The organism is Nonomuraea thailandensis (genome assembly GCF_024172165.1).
GTDB classification, from domain to species: Bacteria; Actinomycetota; Actinomycetes; order Streptosporangiales; family Streptosporangiaceae; genus Nonomuraea; species Nonomuraea thailandensis.
Genome location: NZ_JAMZEB010000002.1, coordinates 10,655,042 through 10,668,098, shown reverse-complemented (window position 1 = coordinate 10,668,098; position 13,057 = coordinate 10,655,042). Strand labels below are relative to the sequence as shown.

Annotated in this window: 16 protein-coding genes; 10 read left to right on the top strand and 6 right to left on the bottom strand. The window is 72.3% G+C overall.

What is annotated here, in order from left to right; genetic code table 11:
* Nucleotides 1–8 precede the first annotated feature (8 nt).
* Nucleotides 9–629, bottom strand: a complete 621-nt coding sequence (locus tag HD597_RS53550; RefSeq protein WP_253755620.1) for a hypothetical protein — start codon at nt 627–629, stop codon at nt 9–11.
* A gap of 323 nt (nt 630–952) precedes the next feature.
* Here HD597_RS53550 and HD597_RS53545 point away from each other — a divergent pair, with 323 nt between their 5' ends.
* The 6 genes from HD597_RS53545 to HD597_RS53520 all read left to right on the top strand — a co-directional run bounded on the left by HD597_RS53545 (nt 953) and on the right by HD597_RS53520 (nt 6,082).
* On the top strand, nt 953–2,011 hold the full coding sequence (locus HD597_RS53545; RefSeq protein ID WP_253755618.1) for a trypsin-like serine peptidase: 1,059 nt from the start codon (nt 953–955) through the stop codon (nt 2,009–2,011).
* A 53-nt stretch (nt 2,012–2,064) separates the two neighbouring features.
* Complete coding sequence (locus HD597_RS53540; RefSeq protein WP_253755616.1) at nt 2,065–3,204, top strand: M20/M25/M40 family metallo-hydrolase; 1,140 nt, start codon at nt 2,065–2,067, stop codon at nt 3,202–3,204.
* Nucleotides 3,205–3,244: 40 nt separating this feature from the next.
* Nucleotides 3,245–4,144: a class I SAM-dependent methyltransferase gene (locus HD597_RS53535; RefSeq protein ID WP_253755614.1), complete on the top strand. Its 900-nt coding sequence runs from the start codon at nt 3,245–3,247 to the stop codon at nt 4,142–4,144.
* A gap of 122 nt (nt 4,145–4,266) precedes the next feature.
* The gene (locus HD597_RS53530) at nt 4,267–4,716 is read left to right on the top strand and encodes an RlpA-like double-psi beta-barrel domain-containing protein (protein ID WP_253755612.1); all 450 of its coding nucleotides are present in this window, start codon (nt 4,267–4,269) and stop codon (nt 4,714–4,716) included.
* Between the two features lie 11 nt (nt 4,717–4,727).
* Nucleotides 4,728–5,318 (top strand): cell wall protein, encoded by a 591-nt coding sequence (locus tag HD597_RS53525; RefSeq protein WP_253755610.1) that lies wholly within the window; start codon nt 4,728–4,730, stop codon nt 5,316–5,318.
* A 14-nt stretch (nt 5,319–5,332) separates the two neighbouring features.
* Nucleotides 5,333–6,082: a MauE/DoxX family redox-associated membrane protein gene (locus tag HD597_RS53520; RefSeq protein WP_253755608.1), complete on the top strand. Its 750-nt coding sequence runs from the start codon at nt 5,333–5,335 to the stop codon at nt 6,080–6,082.
* Here HD597_RS53520 and HD597_RS53515 read toward each other — a convergent pair.
* Both HD597_RS53515 and HD597_RS53510 read right to left on the bottom strand, forming a co-directional pair.
* A complete protein-coding gene (locus tag HD597_RS53515) occupies nt 6,079–6,384 on the bottom strand; it encodes a chorismate mutase (RefSeq protein ID WP_253755606.1) in 306 nt (101 codons plus the stop codon). The genes HD597_RS53520 and HD597_RS53515 overlap by 4 nt on opposite strands.
* A gap of 115 nt (nt 6,385–6,499) precedes the next feature.
* Entirely contained in the window at nt 6,500–7,666 is a 1,167-nt protein-coding gene (locus HD597_RS53510) for a 4-hydroxybenzoate 3-monooxygenase (protein ID WP_253755604.1), read from the bottom strand.
* A gap of 129 nt (nt 7,667–7,795) precedes the next feature.
* On the opposite strand from HD597_RS53510, the gene HD597_RS53505 reads away from it, so the two are divergent.
* The 3 genes from HD597_RS53505 to HD597_RS53495 all read left to right on the top strand — a co-directional run bounded on the left by HD597_RS53505 (nt 7,796) and on the right by HD597_RS53495 (nt 10,279).
* Complete coding sequence (locus tag HD597_RS53505; RefSeq protein ID WP_253755602.1) at nt 7,796–8,200, top strand: VOC family protein; 405 nt, start codon at nt 7,796–7,798, stop codon at nt 8,198–8,200.
* 100 nt (nt 8,201–8,300) lie between these two features.
* Nucleotides 8,301–9,644, top strand: coding sequence for a sensor histidine kinase (locus tag HD597_RS53500; RefSeq protein WP_253755600.1), 1,344 nt, complete (start codon nt 8,301–8,303; stop codon nt 9,642–9,644).
* Nucleotides 9,632–10,279, top strand: coding sequence for a response regulator (locus HD597_RS53495; RefSeq protein WP_253755598.1), 648 nt, complete (start codon nt 9,632–9,634; stop codon nt 10,277–10,279). The genes HD597_RS53500 and HD597_RS53495 overlap by 13 nt, the downstream gene beginning before the upstream one ends.
* A 4-nt stretch (nt 10,280–10,283) precedes the next feature.
* Here the strand turns inward: HD597_RS53495 and HD597_RS53490 are convergent, their stop codons facing one another.
* The 3 genes from HD597_RS53490 to HD597_RS53480 form a co-directional block, all read right to left on the bottom strand.
* The gene (locus HD597_RS53490; RefSeq protein ID WP_253755596.1) at nt 10,284–10,541 is read right to left on the bottom strand and encodes a hypothetical protein; all 258 of its coding nucleotides are present in this window, start codon (nt 10,539–10,541) and stop codon (nt 10,284–10,286) included.
* A 62-nt stretch (nt 10,542–10,603) separates the two neighbouring features.
* On the bottom strand, nt 10,604–10,942 hold the full coding sequence (locus tag HD597_RS53485; protein ID WP_253755594.1) for a hypothetical protein: 339 nt from the start codon (nt 10,940–10,942) through the stop codon (nt 10,604–10,606).
* Entirely contained in the window at nt 10,939–11,502 is a 564-nt protein-coding gene (locus tag HD597_RS53480; RefSeq protein WP_253755592.1) for a hypothetical protein, read from the bottom strand. Before HD597_RS53480 ends, HD597_RS53485 begins: the two co-directional genes overlap by 4 nt.
* Before the next feature lie 198 nt (nt 11,503–11,700).
* Here HD597_RS53480 and HD597_RS53475 point away from each other — a divergent pair, with 198 nt between their 5' ends.
* Nucleotides 11,701–13,035 (top strand): hypothetical protein, encoded by a 1,335-nt coding sequence (locus HD597_RS53475; RefSeq protein WP_253755590.1) that lies wholly within the window; start codon nt 11,701–11,703, stop codon nt 13,033–13,035.
* The last annotated feature ends 22 nt before the right edge of the window (nt 13,036–13,057 follow it).

The window sequence follows — 13,057 nt, the reverse complement described above, 5'->3', positions numbered from 1 at the left end:
GTTCTCCCCTACTTGTAGGACAGCTTGCGGCGCTTGAACATCGGGTGCTTGGTCTCCCAGTAGCGCCAGCCCTCCACCCGGGAAGGCACGTTGGCGATGCCCGCGCTGACCTTGAAGCGCTCGCAGGTGCCGAGAACGTTCCAGGCCGACCAGCCCACGCGGTAACCGAAGACCCGGTACCACATGTTGCCGTACATGCCGTCGCTGATCTCCTGCGTGTACTCGTGCCCGCTGAAGACCATGTGCCGCTCCTCCAGGTGCGGCAGGCCGAGCCGGCGCAGGTTGTAGATCACTTCGCCCTTGTCGATGACCTTCTCGGCCTCGTTCTCCGTCTCCAGGAAGGCGGTGACCTCGTGCTCGCGCGTGACCGACACCGTCATCGAGCCGCCGGGGCCGTCGATGTAGCGGGTGCGAGGCACGAAGAAATTCCGCGGCGACATCTGGTGGATCCGGAAGAACGTACGCGGCCGGCAGTTCCTGCCGCCGTCGTCATCGTGATTGTGGTCGACGAAACCACGGTCGAACTTGTGGTGGTCGGGGACGTCGTCCTTGTCGCCCGCGCTCGCCGCCGGGGCCATGGTCACGGCCAGCACGGCCGCCAGAATGCCGCGCGCGACGGGCTTCGCCATTTTTCTCATTGGGGTGAGCATTTACCGTTCCTTTCGGAATGCGACCCTTAGTCGCCAGACCGGTACGATGCTTACACTTGCCGCGAGCCAGATGACAACGCCACGCCGAATGCGAATTTCTCGTACTGGGAAAGAGCCGGTGAAAGAGCGTCAATATCGCACCGCAATTTCGTAAAGCAACGGCATTCCACCTCTGGTTACGCTCCGCAATATGGCGACTTCGCCACGTGATGGCGATATATCCATTTGTGCAGGTGTTGAGGAAGATGGCGCGGTCCCTACGTACCTCCTTACGGCAGATTCCGGGTTTCGGGAGGTACGTAATGCACCGCAGAGTCAGCCTGCTCTCCGCCGTCGCCCTCGCCCTGGCAGGCGCCCTGGTACCGGCGGGAGCCGCGCGGGCCGAGGCCGCGAACGGGCTCGACCCCAGGCCCGCCGGCTGGACCGCCACGGATTCACAGGCGGAGCGCAGGACCGTCTCGCAGTACTGGACCACGCAGCGCATGCTCGCGGCACAGCCCCTGAACGCGCCCGCGCCGCGGCGTACCCAGTCGCGCGGCCCGTCCCAGGGCGAGCCCTGGGCCACCCGCGGCGCCACCATCACCCGCCGCAGCCCTTGGACCACGCGTGGCGCCGCGTGGTCGGTCGGCGGCACCGCGCCGGTCACCGCCGCGCGGCAGTCCCTGGTGCCCAACAGCCCGGGGTTGCAGTGGACGGACGGCGGCGCGATCGTGCGCACCACCGGCCGGGTCTTCTTCACCACCGCCGACGGCCGCAACTCCTCCTGCTCGGGCTCGGCCGTGACCAGCGCGAACGAGAGCGTGGTGATCACCGCCGGGCACTGCGTGAAGCTGAACGGGGCCGCGCACAGGAACTGGGTGTTCGTGCCGGCCTTCGACGACGGGCGGCGCCCGTTCGGCACCTGGGTCGCCAGCGCGATGCTCACCACCCAGCAGTGGAACGCCAGGGAGGACATCAACTTCGACGTGGCCGCCGTCGTCGTGGCGCCGCTGAACGGGCGCACGCTGACCGACGTCGTGGGCGGGCAGGGAGTCGCCTTCAACCAGGCCAGGCAGCGGCAGATGTTCGCCTTCGGGTATCCGGCGGCCGACCCGTTCGACGGGTCGGAGCTGATCTACTGCAGCGGGCGCGCGTTCAACGACACGGTCATGACCCGCGACCAGGGGCTGCGCTGCAACATGACCGGCGGGTCCAGCGGCGGGCCCTGGTTCCAGGGCTTCGACGAGGGCACCGGCCTGGGCTGGCTGAACTCCGTCAACAGCTTCACCTACAACTTCGCCCCGGGCTTCATGTTCGGCCCCTTCTTCGGCGACGAGGCCATGGCCGTCTACCGGACGGCGCAGAACACCGACGCCCTCTGAAGCGGGCCGCTGGGGCATGATGGCGGGTGATCCCTCACCCCGGGAGGCTCGCCATGCCAGACCCGCTGCCGCTGCTCGAACGCCTCATCGCCCTCGACTCCGTCAACCCCGGCCTCTCCCCCGGCGGCGCGGGGGAGCAGGCCGCCGCCGCGTTCTGCGCGCAGTGGCTGGGCGAGCGGGGGTTCGAGATCCACCGCCTGGAGCGGCGGCCCGGCCGCCCCTCCGTGGTGGCCGTGGCCCGCGGCACCGGCGGCGGGCGCTCGATCATGCTCAACGGTCACCTCGACACCGTCGCCCACGGCACGTACGACGGTGATCCTCTCGTCCCGCGCGTCGAGGACGGCAGAATCCACGGCCGGGGCGCCTTCGACATGAAGAGCGGCGTGGCCGCGATGATGGCCGCCGCCGCCCGCGCCACCGCGGGCGGCCCGCTGCGCGGCGACGTCATCGTGGCCTGCGTGGCCGACGAGGAGAACACCAGCTTCGGCACCGAGGAGGTGCTGGAGCGCTTCACCGCCGACGGCGCCGTCGTGACCGAGCCGAGCCTGCTGGAGGTGACGCTGGCGCACAAGGGCTTCGCCTGGTTCGAGGTGGAGGTGCTGGGCCGCGCCGCCCACGGCTCCCGCCCCGACCTGGGCGTGGACGCGATCGCCAAGGCCGATCACTTCCTGGTGGCGCTGGAGGCGCTCGGCCGGCGGCTGGCCGGCTCAGGCGGGCACCGGCTGCTGGGGCCGGGCACCGTCCACGCCTCGCTCATCGAGGGCGGCGAGGGCCCCTCCACCTATCCGGCCCGCTGCCGGATCACGATCGAGCGGCGCACGGTGCCCGGCGAGAGCGAGCAGGGCGTCCGCGACGAGCTGATCGGGGTTCTCGATCAGCTCGCCGCCACCGTCCCCGGCTTCGACTACCGCCTGCGCCCCGGCCTGCACCGCGAGCCCTTCGAGGCCGACCCCGACGCGGCGATCACGCGCGTGCTGCTGCGCGAGGCGGAGCGGGCGCTCGGCCGGCCGCCGGTCATCCGCGCCGAGCCCTTCTGGACGGACTGCGCCCTGCTGGCCCGGGCCGGCATCCCGTGCCTGCTCTTCGGCGCCGACGGCGGCGGCGCGCACGCCGACACGGAGTGGGCCGACATCGCCTCGGTGCACCGGGTGACCGACGTGCTGGCCGCCACGGTGACCGCGTTCTGCGGATAATTCGCTCGCGCCGGCGGACCCGCTTGGTTAGCGTGCGCCGGTGACGTACGAGCATCCCCTGGCCTACGTGCTGGGCCTCGAAGGCATGGCCCTGATGAGGGCGTTCACCGGAGAGCACGGCCGCGAGTTCGTCGAGGAGCGCATCGCCGAGATCCGCGCGCTGCTCGCCGACGAGTCGCTGGCGGAGGCGGGCGTGGAGGTGGCCCGCGTGGACACGGTGGAGGGCTATCGCATCTGGTCGCGGACGTACGACGGGCCGAACTCGACCTTCGACTACGACGAGCCCCTGGTCCACGCGATCATCGACGGGCTGCCGGCGGGCGTCGCCCTGGACGCGGCCTGCGGCACGGGCCGCTTCGCCGCGGCGCTGGCCGAGCGCGGTCACCGCGTGATCGGCGTGGACAGCTCGCCCGACATGCTGGCTCTGGCCCGCGAACGGGTTCCGGAGGGCGACTTCCGCCTCGGTGACCTCCGCGGCCTCCCGGTGCCGGACGACACCGCCGACCTGGTCGTCTGCTCGCTGGCGCTGACCCACGCGCCCTCGCTGGACCCGGTGCTCGCGGAGTTCGCCCGGGTGCTGCGGCCCGGCGGGCACGTGGTGATCGCGGACATCCATCCGGCGGGGGTGGCCCGGGGCGTCGTTCCGAACCTGCGCCTGCCGGACGGCCGGCCCGCGCGCGTGGCCACCTATCATCACCCGATCGGCGACTACGTCAGGGCCGCGCTGAGGGCGGGCCTGCGGGTGCGCCGCTGCGAGGAGCCCGCGATGCAGGCGCCGGCGCCACCCGTCCCGCGGGCCACCCCGCCGGACGGGCCGACCGCTCCGGGGCCGTGGGAGCTGTGGCCGTGGGTCCTGGTGGAGCTGGCGCCCGAGGCCGCCAGGGCGGCCGTCGAAGGCGTGCCCGCGATCGTCGTCTGGCACTTCCAGCTCGCGCCATGACAAGCCACAGATCACGAAAATCGGCCATTGACGAAAAATCCTTACATGGTACTCATAGATCAAGTCGGAAAGCTTCAACACCTTCGCCGAGATCGTCCAGAGTCCACCCAAGGAGGACGCGCATGGCGCGAAGCACGGCCACCGACCCGCCCGCCGACTTACTCGGCCCCGTCCAGGGAGAGGTCTCCTGGTTCTGCTGCGGCACCGCGTGGGGCCCCTGCAGCAGCACCGGAAAGGGAGCCTGCGGCACCTGCAACTCCGGGAGCCTCCAGCACGCCTGGCCCAACACCTCCGACGCCTGCTGGGCGATCACCCGCCCTGACAGCTGCGGCGTCAGCCTGTCCCGCAGGACCTGCGGGTTCCGCCACCGCATCACGGCGCTGTGCACCGGCACCAGCGTCGTCACCGCCATCGCCGACTGCGGCCCGCAGACCGACCTGTTCTGCGGCGAGCGGAGCTGCTGCGGCGCGACCTGCGCGAGCAACCGCCTGATCGACCTGACCCCCGCCGCCTACAGCCAGATCGCCAGCCTCTCGTCCGGCCTGCGGCCGGTGGAGATCTCGACGGCCTAGGAGGGCGAACGATGCGCAGCAGAAGGGACGTGCTCAAGTCCGCCGTGCTCGGCGGGGGCGCCGGCGTCGTCGCCGCCACCGCGCTGGGCTCGCTCGGCCCCGAGGCGGCCTTCGCCGCCCAGAAGGTGGAGCCCGGCGCCCCCGACCCGGACTTCGCCGAGGGCCGGATCCGCTCGATCAAGGACAACACCCTCCTCGTCCTGGGCTCCGACCTGGTCTTCCACACCATCAGGGTCGTGGACGGCACCAGCCTGTGGAAGCTCGGGCCGGTCCCGTTCGACCAGGCCAAGCCCGGTGACGGCCTGTACGCCAGAGGCGTGCGCATGCCCGACGGCATGCTGGCCGCCGAGGCGGTGTGGCTGAACATCGTCAACATCAAGGGCCACATCAGGAACATCACCGGCCAGACCATCCGCCTCGACCACAACGGCCACGACGTGCTGTGTCACGTCGTCGCCGGCAAGTCGGTGGCCGTCCACTCGGAGTCGCCGCCCACGGCGGACCTGTCGATGCTGAAGGTCAGCCAGCACGTGCAGATCCTGGGCGCCTGGCGGCCGGACACGAACGAGGTCGACATCGCCACGGTCTTCTCCCCGCACTAGAAGGAGGCAGTGCCATGCAGGGGATCGCCGCGTCGCAGCCGTACGTGATAGCCGTCTTCCTCCTCTGGGCCGGCCTGGTGAAGCTGTTCGGCAGGCGGATGAGGGCGCAGGCCGGGCGGACCGCCCTGGCCCGGCTGACCGGCCCGGCGCGCGCGGTCCCCGCGTTGCTGCTCGTCGGCCTGGCCGAGCTGGCCGTGGCCGCCGCGCTGCTGGCGCCGCCGCTCCACCGCGTGGACGGCGTGGCCGCCGCGCTGCTGTCCGCCGGGTTCCTGGCCTACCTGGCCTATGCCCGCGTGGCCGCGCCCGCCTCGTCGTGCGGCTGCCTGGGCACGCACTCCCGCCCCGTGGACCTGCGCGCCTTCGCCCGCGCGGGCCTGCTGCTGGCCGCATCCCTGCTCGCGGCGACGGCGCCGGCGGGCCCCGCCCTTCCCGCCGTGATCATGCTGGAGGCCGTCGTCCTGCTGGCGCTCTCGGCCGAGCTGGACCGCTACTGGCTCACCCCGCTGCGCCGCCTGCTGGTGCGGGTGCGCCGCCCGCTGGCGATCCCGCCGCCGGCGGACGTCCCGCTGGAGACCTCCCTGCACCTGCTGCGCCGCAGCCTCGCGTACTGCTCGGCCTCGGCCCAGCTCAGCTCGGACGTGCTGGAGTCGTGGGACGAGGACGGCACCCGCTTCGTGGTGTACGGGGCACGGGGCCGCACGGCCGTCTTCGCCGTCCCGCTCGCCGGCGACGACCCGGCGGACGTGCGGGTGGCGCTCGTCTAGCCGCGCCGGGCGGCCGCGTGGCTGCTGGCGATCAGCTCGTGGTGCCGGACGACCTCCGCGATGATGAAATTGAGGAATCGTTCGGCGAAGACGGGATCCAGTTTCGATTCCTCGGCCAGCGCGCGCAGGCGGCGAATTTGGGCCGCCTCCCGCGCGGGATCCGCCGGCGGAAGCTGATATTCGGCCTTCAGCCGGCCGACTTCCTGGGTGCACTTGAAACGCTCGGCGAGCAGGTGGACGAGGGCGGCGTCAAGATTGTCGATGCTGTCCCTGAGCCGCTGCAGCTCGTTCCGGACGAACATTTCAACATCAGGCTGATCTTCAGAGGTTCTTTCCATAAAAATACGCCCCCTCGACTCAACATCGCCTTAGAAGGGGAAATATTAGCAGAAAATGGACATTCGACGCCTGATCGTTTCACGCCATGAGATCGGCGAACGCCCGCGCCGCGGCGTCGGAGGCGAACAGCCGCTCCAGCCGCGCCCTGGCGAGCTGCCGCCGGAACGGCCCGGCCGGTGCGGCGTTCCCGGCCTCGTGCATCATCTCGTGCATCCACCGGGAGAACTCCTGGTGGTCCCACACCCGCTTCAGGCACGTCTCGGAGTAGGCGGCCAGCGGTCCCTCGTCACCCTCGCGCAGCGCCGCGCGCAGGCCGTGGGCCAGCACGTTCGCGTCGGCGATGGCCAGGTTCATGCCCTTGCCGCCCATCGGGGTGATGATGTGCGCGGCGTCCCCGACGAGGAAGAGCCTGCCGTAACGCATGGGGTCGGCGACGAAGCAGCGCATCTCGACGAAGAGCTTCTCCGTGATCGGCCCGGTGGCCAGGGTGGCGTCGCCGAGGCGCAGCCGTAACTGCTCCCAGATCCGCTCGTCGCCCCACTCGTCGAGACTGTCGCCCGGCGCGCATTCGAGGTAGAAGCGGCTGGCCTTGGGCCCCCTCGCGAACTGGGCCGCGAAGCCGGCCGGATGGATGCCGAAGAGCGGGTGGCGCGGCGCGGGCGCGTCGGCCAGCACCGTCAGCCAGCCGACACCGTGGTCGTAGGTGTAGGTGGTCAGCGCGCCCTCCGGCACGCCGGCGCGGCTGACGCCGTGGAAGCCGTCGCAGCCCGCGACGTACGCGCACTCGATCTCGTGCACGACGCCGTCGGCGTCCCGGTACGTGACGGTCGGCGTGGCGCCGTCGAGGCCGTGCGGGGTCACCTCGGCGGCCTCGAAGCGCAGGTCTCCCCCGCCCTCCAGGAAGGCCTTGATCAGTCGGACGACGAGGACCTGCTGCGGCACGATCCGCCCCGCCCTGCCGTCGGCCAGGGCGGCGACGTCGATGAAGCGCGGCCGGCCGTCGAGGCGGATCTCCAGCGTGCTGTCGCTCGACGTGCCGGCCAGCACGCTGCCGGCCAGCCCCCACTCCTCGAAGACGCGGGCGCCGTGGTGCTCCAGCACGCCGGCGCGCTGCCGCTGCTCGACGTACGAGCGGCTCTGCCGCTCCAGCACCACGCAGCCGACCCCGGCTCGCTGGAGCAGGTTGGCCAGGGTCAGGCCGGCCGGTCCCGATCCGATGATGACGACCTCGATGCTCTCCCGCATGCTGGGCATCCGACACCAAGATCGAAAAATGCGCAAGCCCCTTTATCGCGGGCTGATCAAGTTTGACTAGAGCCGCCGGGCATGGCTACCGTGGCCGTACTAGTCAAATTTGAAGAGCAGAGGAGAACGATGACGACCGTGACGCCGTACCTCATGGTGCACAGCGCCAGGCAGTTCACCGACTACGCCGCGCACGTCTTCGGCGCGCAGGCCAAGACCCTCATCCCGCTCGACGGCGACCCCGAGCGGGTCGTGCACGGCGAGATGCGCATCGGCGACAGCACGATCTACTTCGCCGACGCCAGGATCGACGGCGAGCAGTGCCTGCCGCCGTACCGCGAGGGGGAGGATCCCTCCCGCACGCAGATGTACGTCACGCTGCCCGACCCGGACAGGGCGTACGCCGCCGCCATCGCCAAGGGCGCCACCCCGGTCATGGAGGTGTCCGAGCAGGAGGGGACGAGGATGGGCGGCTGGGTCGACCCGTTCGGCACCCTGTGGTGGGTGACCTCGGAACCGCCGCACGGCTCCTGACGCGTCCGCCGGAGTACAGCCTGCTGTACTCTTTCGCCGCCGATCACCCGACATATCCGCGTCTGTCCTAGGGTCTGAGACCGAGGAGGAGGTGGCGCGGATGCCCACGCAGGACGCGACGCCCGCCCGCGCGCGGGCGCTGATCGCCCGTGCCCGCACCGCCCGCGCGTGGGCGCTGGTCGCCCACGCGCGGCGGCCGGTCGCCCGTGCCGCCCGTGCGCGGGTACTGGTCGCCCGTGCCCGTGCCACCCTCGACGGCCTCGAACACCTCGTCGGCGGCATGGGCACCGCCGCGCTGGCGCTGATCGCCCTGACCGGGATGCTCGGCGTCGCCGTGGCCTGCCTGTCCGGCGTCGGGCTGCGCCTGCTGCCTGCCGCCCTGCGCGGCCTGCGGGTGGTCGCCGGCAGGGAGCGGACGCGGCTGTCCCGCTGGGGGCCGCAGCTCGTCGAGCCCGAGCCGGTCCCCGGCGAGTGGCGAGCCGCCATCGGGCAGCCCGCCGCCCGCCGGGAGCTGGCCTGGATGTCGCTGCACGCCACGCTCGGCCTGCTGTACGGGCTGATCGCCCTGACGCTGCCGTTCGCCGCCGTGCGCGACCTGCTCTACCCGCTGTACTGGTGGCTGCTGCCGGCCGCGGAGACGGCCGACATGGGATTGGGCTGGCGCACCGACACCTGGCCCGGCGCGATCGCCGTCAGCCCGCTGAGCCTGGCCTGGCTCGCCCTCGCCCTGCTCTTCGTCCCGGGCCTGGCCCAGATGCAGGCCTGGCCGGGGCGCCGGTTCCTGTCCGCCGGCCCCGGCACCGACCTGGCCCTTCGGGTCGCCCAGCTCACCGCCACCCGGGCGGCGGCCCTGGACGCGCACGCCACCGAGCTGCGCAGGATCGAGCGCTCGCTGCACGACGGCGCCCAGAACCGGCTCGTGGCCGTCAACGTCCTGGTGGGCGCGGCCCGCCGCGCGCTCACCCGCGACCCGGCCACCGCCGACGAGCTGCTCGAACGCGCCCAGGACACCGCCGAGCAGGCACTGGCCGAGCTGCGCGCGGTGGTGCGCGGCATCCTGCCCCCGGTGCTGGCCGAGCGCAGCCTGGCCGGCGCGCTGAGCGGGCTGGCCGCCGCGTGCCCGGTGCCCTGCCGGATCGACGCCGAGGTGCCGGGCAGGTTCCCGGCGTCCGTCGAGGCCACCGCCTACTTCGTGGTGGCCGAGGCGCTCACCAACGTCGCCAGGCACAGCCGGGCGAGCCGGGCCGTCGTGACCGTCCGCGGGACCGGCGACCGGCTGCGCGTCCAGATCACCGACGACGGCCGCGGCGGCGCGGCCGAGGCCGGCGGCTCCGGGCTGGGCGGCATCCGCCGCCGGGCCGAGGCGCACGACGGCACGTTCGAGCTGGCCAGCCCGCCGGGCGGGCCGACGACCCTGGTGGTGAGCCTGCCATGCGGATTGTGATCGCCGAGGACGACCCGCTGCTGCGTGAGGGCCTCGCGCTGCTGCTGCGCGCGGAGGGGCTGGACGTGGTGGCCACCGCTCGCGACGCCGCCGGCTTCCTCGGCGCGGTGGACGCGTACGAGCCGGACGTCGCCATCGTGGACGTCCGCATGCCGCCCGGCCACACCGACGAGGGCATCCGGGCGGCCGTCGAGGCCAGGCGGCGGCTGCCGGAGCTGGCCGTGCTCGTGCTGTCGGCCTACGTCGAGCAGGCGTTCGCCACCGACCTGCTCGCCCACGGCAGCGCCCGCCTGGGTTACCTGCTCAAGGAGCGGGTCGGCCGGGTCCAGGAGTTCCTGGCCGCGCTGCACCGGGTGGCCGGCGGCGGCACGGCCATCGACCCGGAGGTGGTCGCGCAGCTCCTGACCAGGAGCCGCCCCGGCAACCGCCTCGACCGGCTCAGCCCGCGCGAGCGCGACGTGCTCGCCCTGATGGCCGAGGGCCTGGGCAACTCGGCCATCGCCGGGCGGCTGCACGTCACCGACGGGGCCGTGCACAAGCACATCAGGAGCATCTTCGCCAAGCTCGACCTGCAGCCCGCCGACGGCACCGACCGGCGGGTGGCGGCCGTGCTGCGCTATCTCGACAGCGTCTGACCCGTCAGGCGCCCAGGTCGCGGACGATGTTGTCCAGCCGGACGGCCAGGTCGTCGAGCATCTGGTCCGTCGGCGCGTCGTCCGGGAGCTGGGCCATCACCTCGTCACGCCGGGCGATCACCAGGCCCTTGTGGGCGTCGTCCACCTCGGCGGCGGGCAGGACGACGCAGTCTCCCCGTACGAAGACCAGCGTGGCGTCCGGGTGCTGCGAATTCAGCAACTGGCGCACGCATTCCTTGTCTACCAGCGACATCGCGGACATCGGAGCTCCTCGCTCTCGTGCTTCCCCAGCAGGCCGTTTACCCACGTGGAAGGGGTGAAACCTCAGCCGAAGGTCGGCGGGCCGCCGTTCGAGCGGGATCGCCGCACGCCGAACACGACCAGGTAGACGGCGGCGGCCAGCGCCACCACGGCGGGCGGGACGGCCAGCGGCGGCCGGCCTGCGAGCAGCGCCAGCACGGCCAGCACCACTCCGGCGAGCAGCACCAGGCCGGCCGCCAGCAGGCGCAGGCCCAGCCGGTTCGAGGGCGGCGGCTCCTGCGCCCACTGCCCGTGGCCGGCGCCGTGCACGCCCGGCACGCCGGTGTCGCTCACGTCGCCGTCGGCGGGAGGCGGCTCCCGCAGGACGGGGGCGAAGAACTCGTCGTCGTCACGGTGTTTCATCGGCTCGCCTCCAGCTCTCTCAGGAAGGGGACGACCACGGCGTTCAGCTCGGCCACGAGCGCTTCGAGCGCGGCCTGGGCGTCGTCGAGGTTGGGCAGCCCGGACGCCCGCGCCCTGGTGGGGGTGGGCAGCCGGTCGACCGGCAGCGGCACGCGCAGCTCCAGCGTGGTCAGCGCGGTCGGCCGCTCGTACGGCGGCGCCGCGTACGGCCCCTCGGCCTGCCGCTGCCACTGCGCCCACCCGTCAGGCACCCGGACCGGCGCGGGCGCGGCCAGCTCCACCACGGCCAGCATGCCCTGCGCCTCCTCCGGCCGGTGGCAGGTGGCGTCCAGCACGCGGGGGTGGCGGCACACGTACGGAGGGTCGGCCACCGGCCGGTTGGCCACCTCCCAGGCGCCCAGCGCGAAGTGCAGCGGATCCAGCGTGACGCCCGCCGCGGCCGGCTCGCCCGCCGCGGCGGCGAAGGCGTGCCGCCAGGTGCGCAGGTGCTCGCCGTAGTGCTCCTGAGTGCCGACGCGCGTGGCGTCGATCCAGAACGCCTGGGACCCGCTGCCGGACATGACTTCCCCCGAACCTCGCTCGAACGCCGTCGTCCGCTGCCCCTCTGCCCCGTGTCCGCAGGGTGTCACGTCTTCCGCTCTGACCTGCGGAAACACCGCTCCCACGCCACCACGTCGAGTTCGCGGATTATTACGGAGAGTAATCGTATGGTGTGCTCAGTGGCCCCAGCGGCCCCTCAGCAAGCGAGAGGATCGAGCATGGCGCAGGAACCGAGAATCGACGTCGAGACCAGGGCCTCGGGCATCGAGAGCAGCCTGACCTCCGAGCAGGTCGAGCGGATCGCCGACGCGCTCGGGCAGCAAGGGGTCTGGTTCGCCGCCCCGCCGGAGCGCGAGGGCGAGGCCCGCCCCGCCGACCAGATCTGGGACCTGGTCGGCGACCGCCCGCACCACGGCCAGACGGCCACCGGCCGGGCGGCCGTGCACCTGGCCGAGGGGCACGACGACCTGACCAGGCCGCTGATCCTGGCCGACGGCTTCAACTACGGGCCGAGCGACCTGGACGCGCTGTGGCGGCAGCTCAACAAGCCGTACCAGAAGGGGGTGCCCGGCTTCCTCGACCAGCTCAGGACGATGGGCATCGACGTCGTGCTGCTGGGCTTCGACCAGCGGCACATCGCGATCCAGGCCAACGCCGCCGTGGCGGTCACCGCCGTGCTGCGCGCCATCGAGGAGCGGCGGGGCGACGACCCGCTGGTCGTGGGCGGGGCCAGCATGGGCGGCATCGTCACCCGGTACGCGCTGGCGCGCATGGAGAACGAGCGCGTCGACCACCAGACCGACAAGTACTTCTCCTTCGACTCGCCGCACCTCGGCGCCTGGATCCCGCTGGTGCTCCAGCAGCTCGCGTACCTGCACGAGGCGCTGGCGCCGCGCTCGGGCGGGCCGGGGCAGGCCGAGCTGATCCGCAGCCCGGCCGCGCAGCAGCTCCTGTGGGGCTGGGTGGAGAGCGCCGACTACTCCGGCCCGGTGACCACCTCCAGCTCGCTGCGCAAGGAGTTCCTGGAGGACCTGCGCAGGGTGGGCTGGTTCCCGATGCGCCCGTACAAGCTGGGCCTGGCCAACGGCACGGGCAACGGCACCGGGCCCGACCTGCCGCCCGGCACACCGGTCTTCGACCTGCAGCACGAGGCCCTGCAGCTCACGGCCCGGATCCAGCCCGACGGCGGGGAGCTGCAGAACGTCGGCGCCGTCCGCTTCGGGGCTCCGGTGTGGACGAGCGCCACCTCGCACGTGCGCGCGTTCGACGGGGCGCCCGGCGGCACGCTCGACTCCTGGGGCAGGCTCGCCGACGCGGTCGGGCTGCCGATCCAGGACCGCTTCAGGACCAGCGCGTTCGTGCCTGCGGTCAGCGCGATCGCGCTGGCCAGGGACCCGTTCCAGTGGCAGTCCGACCTGTACCTGGACCTCGGTGACCTGCCGAAGGACGAGACGTTCCTGGACGCGTTCTGCTGCGACGCGACCAACACCGAGCACTCCTCGGTGTCGCGCCCGCTGATCGAGTGGTTCCTGGAGCAGCTCGCCGGCTGGTGATCCACGCATGAGAATGCCGGCT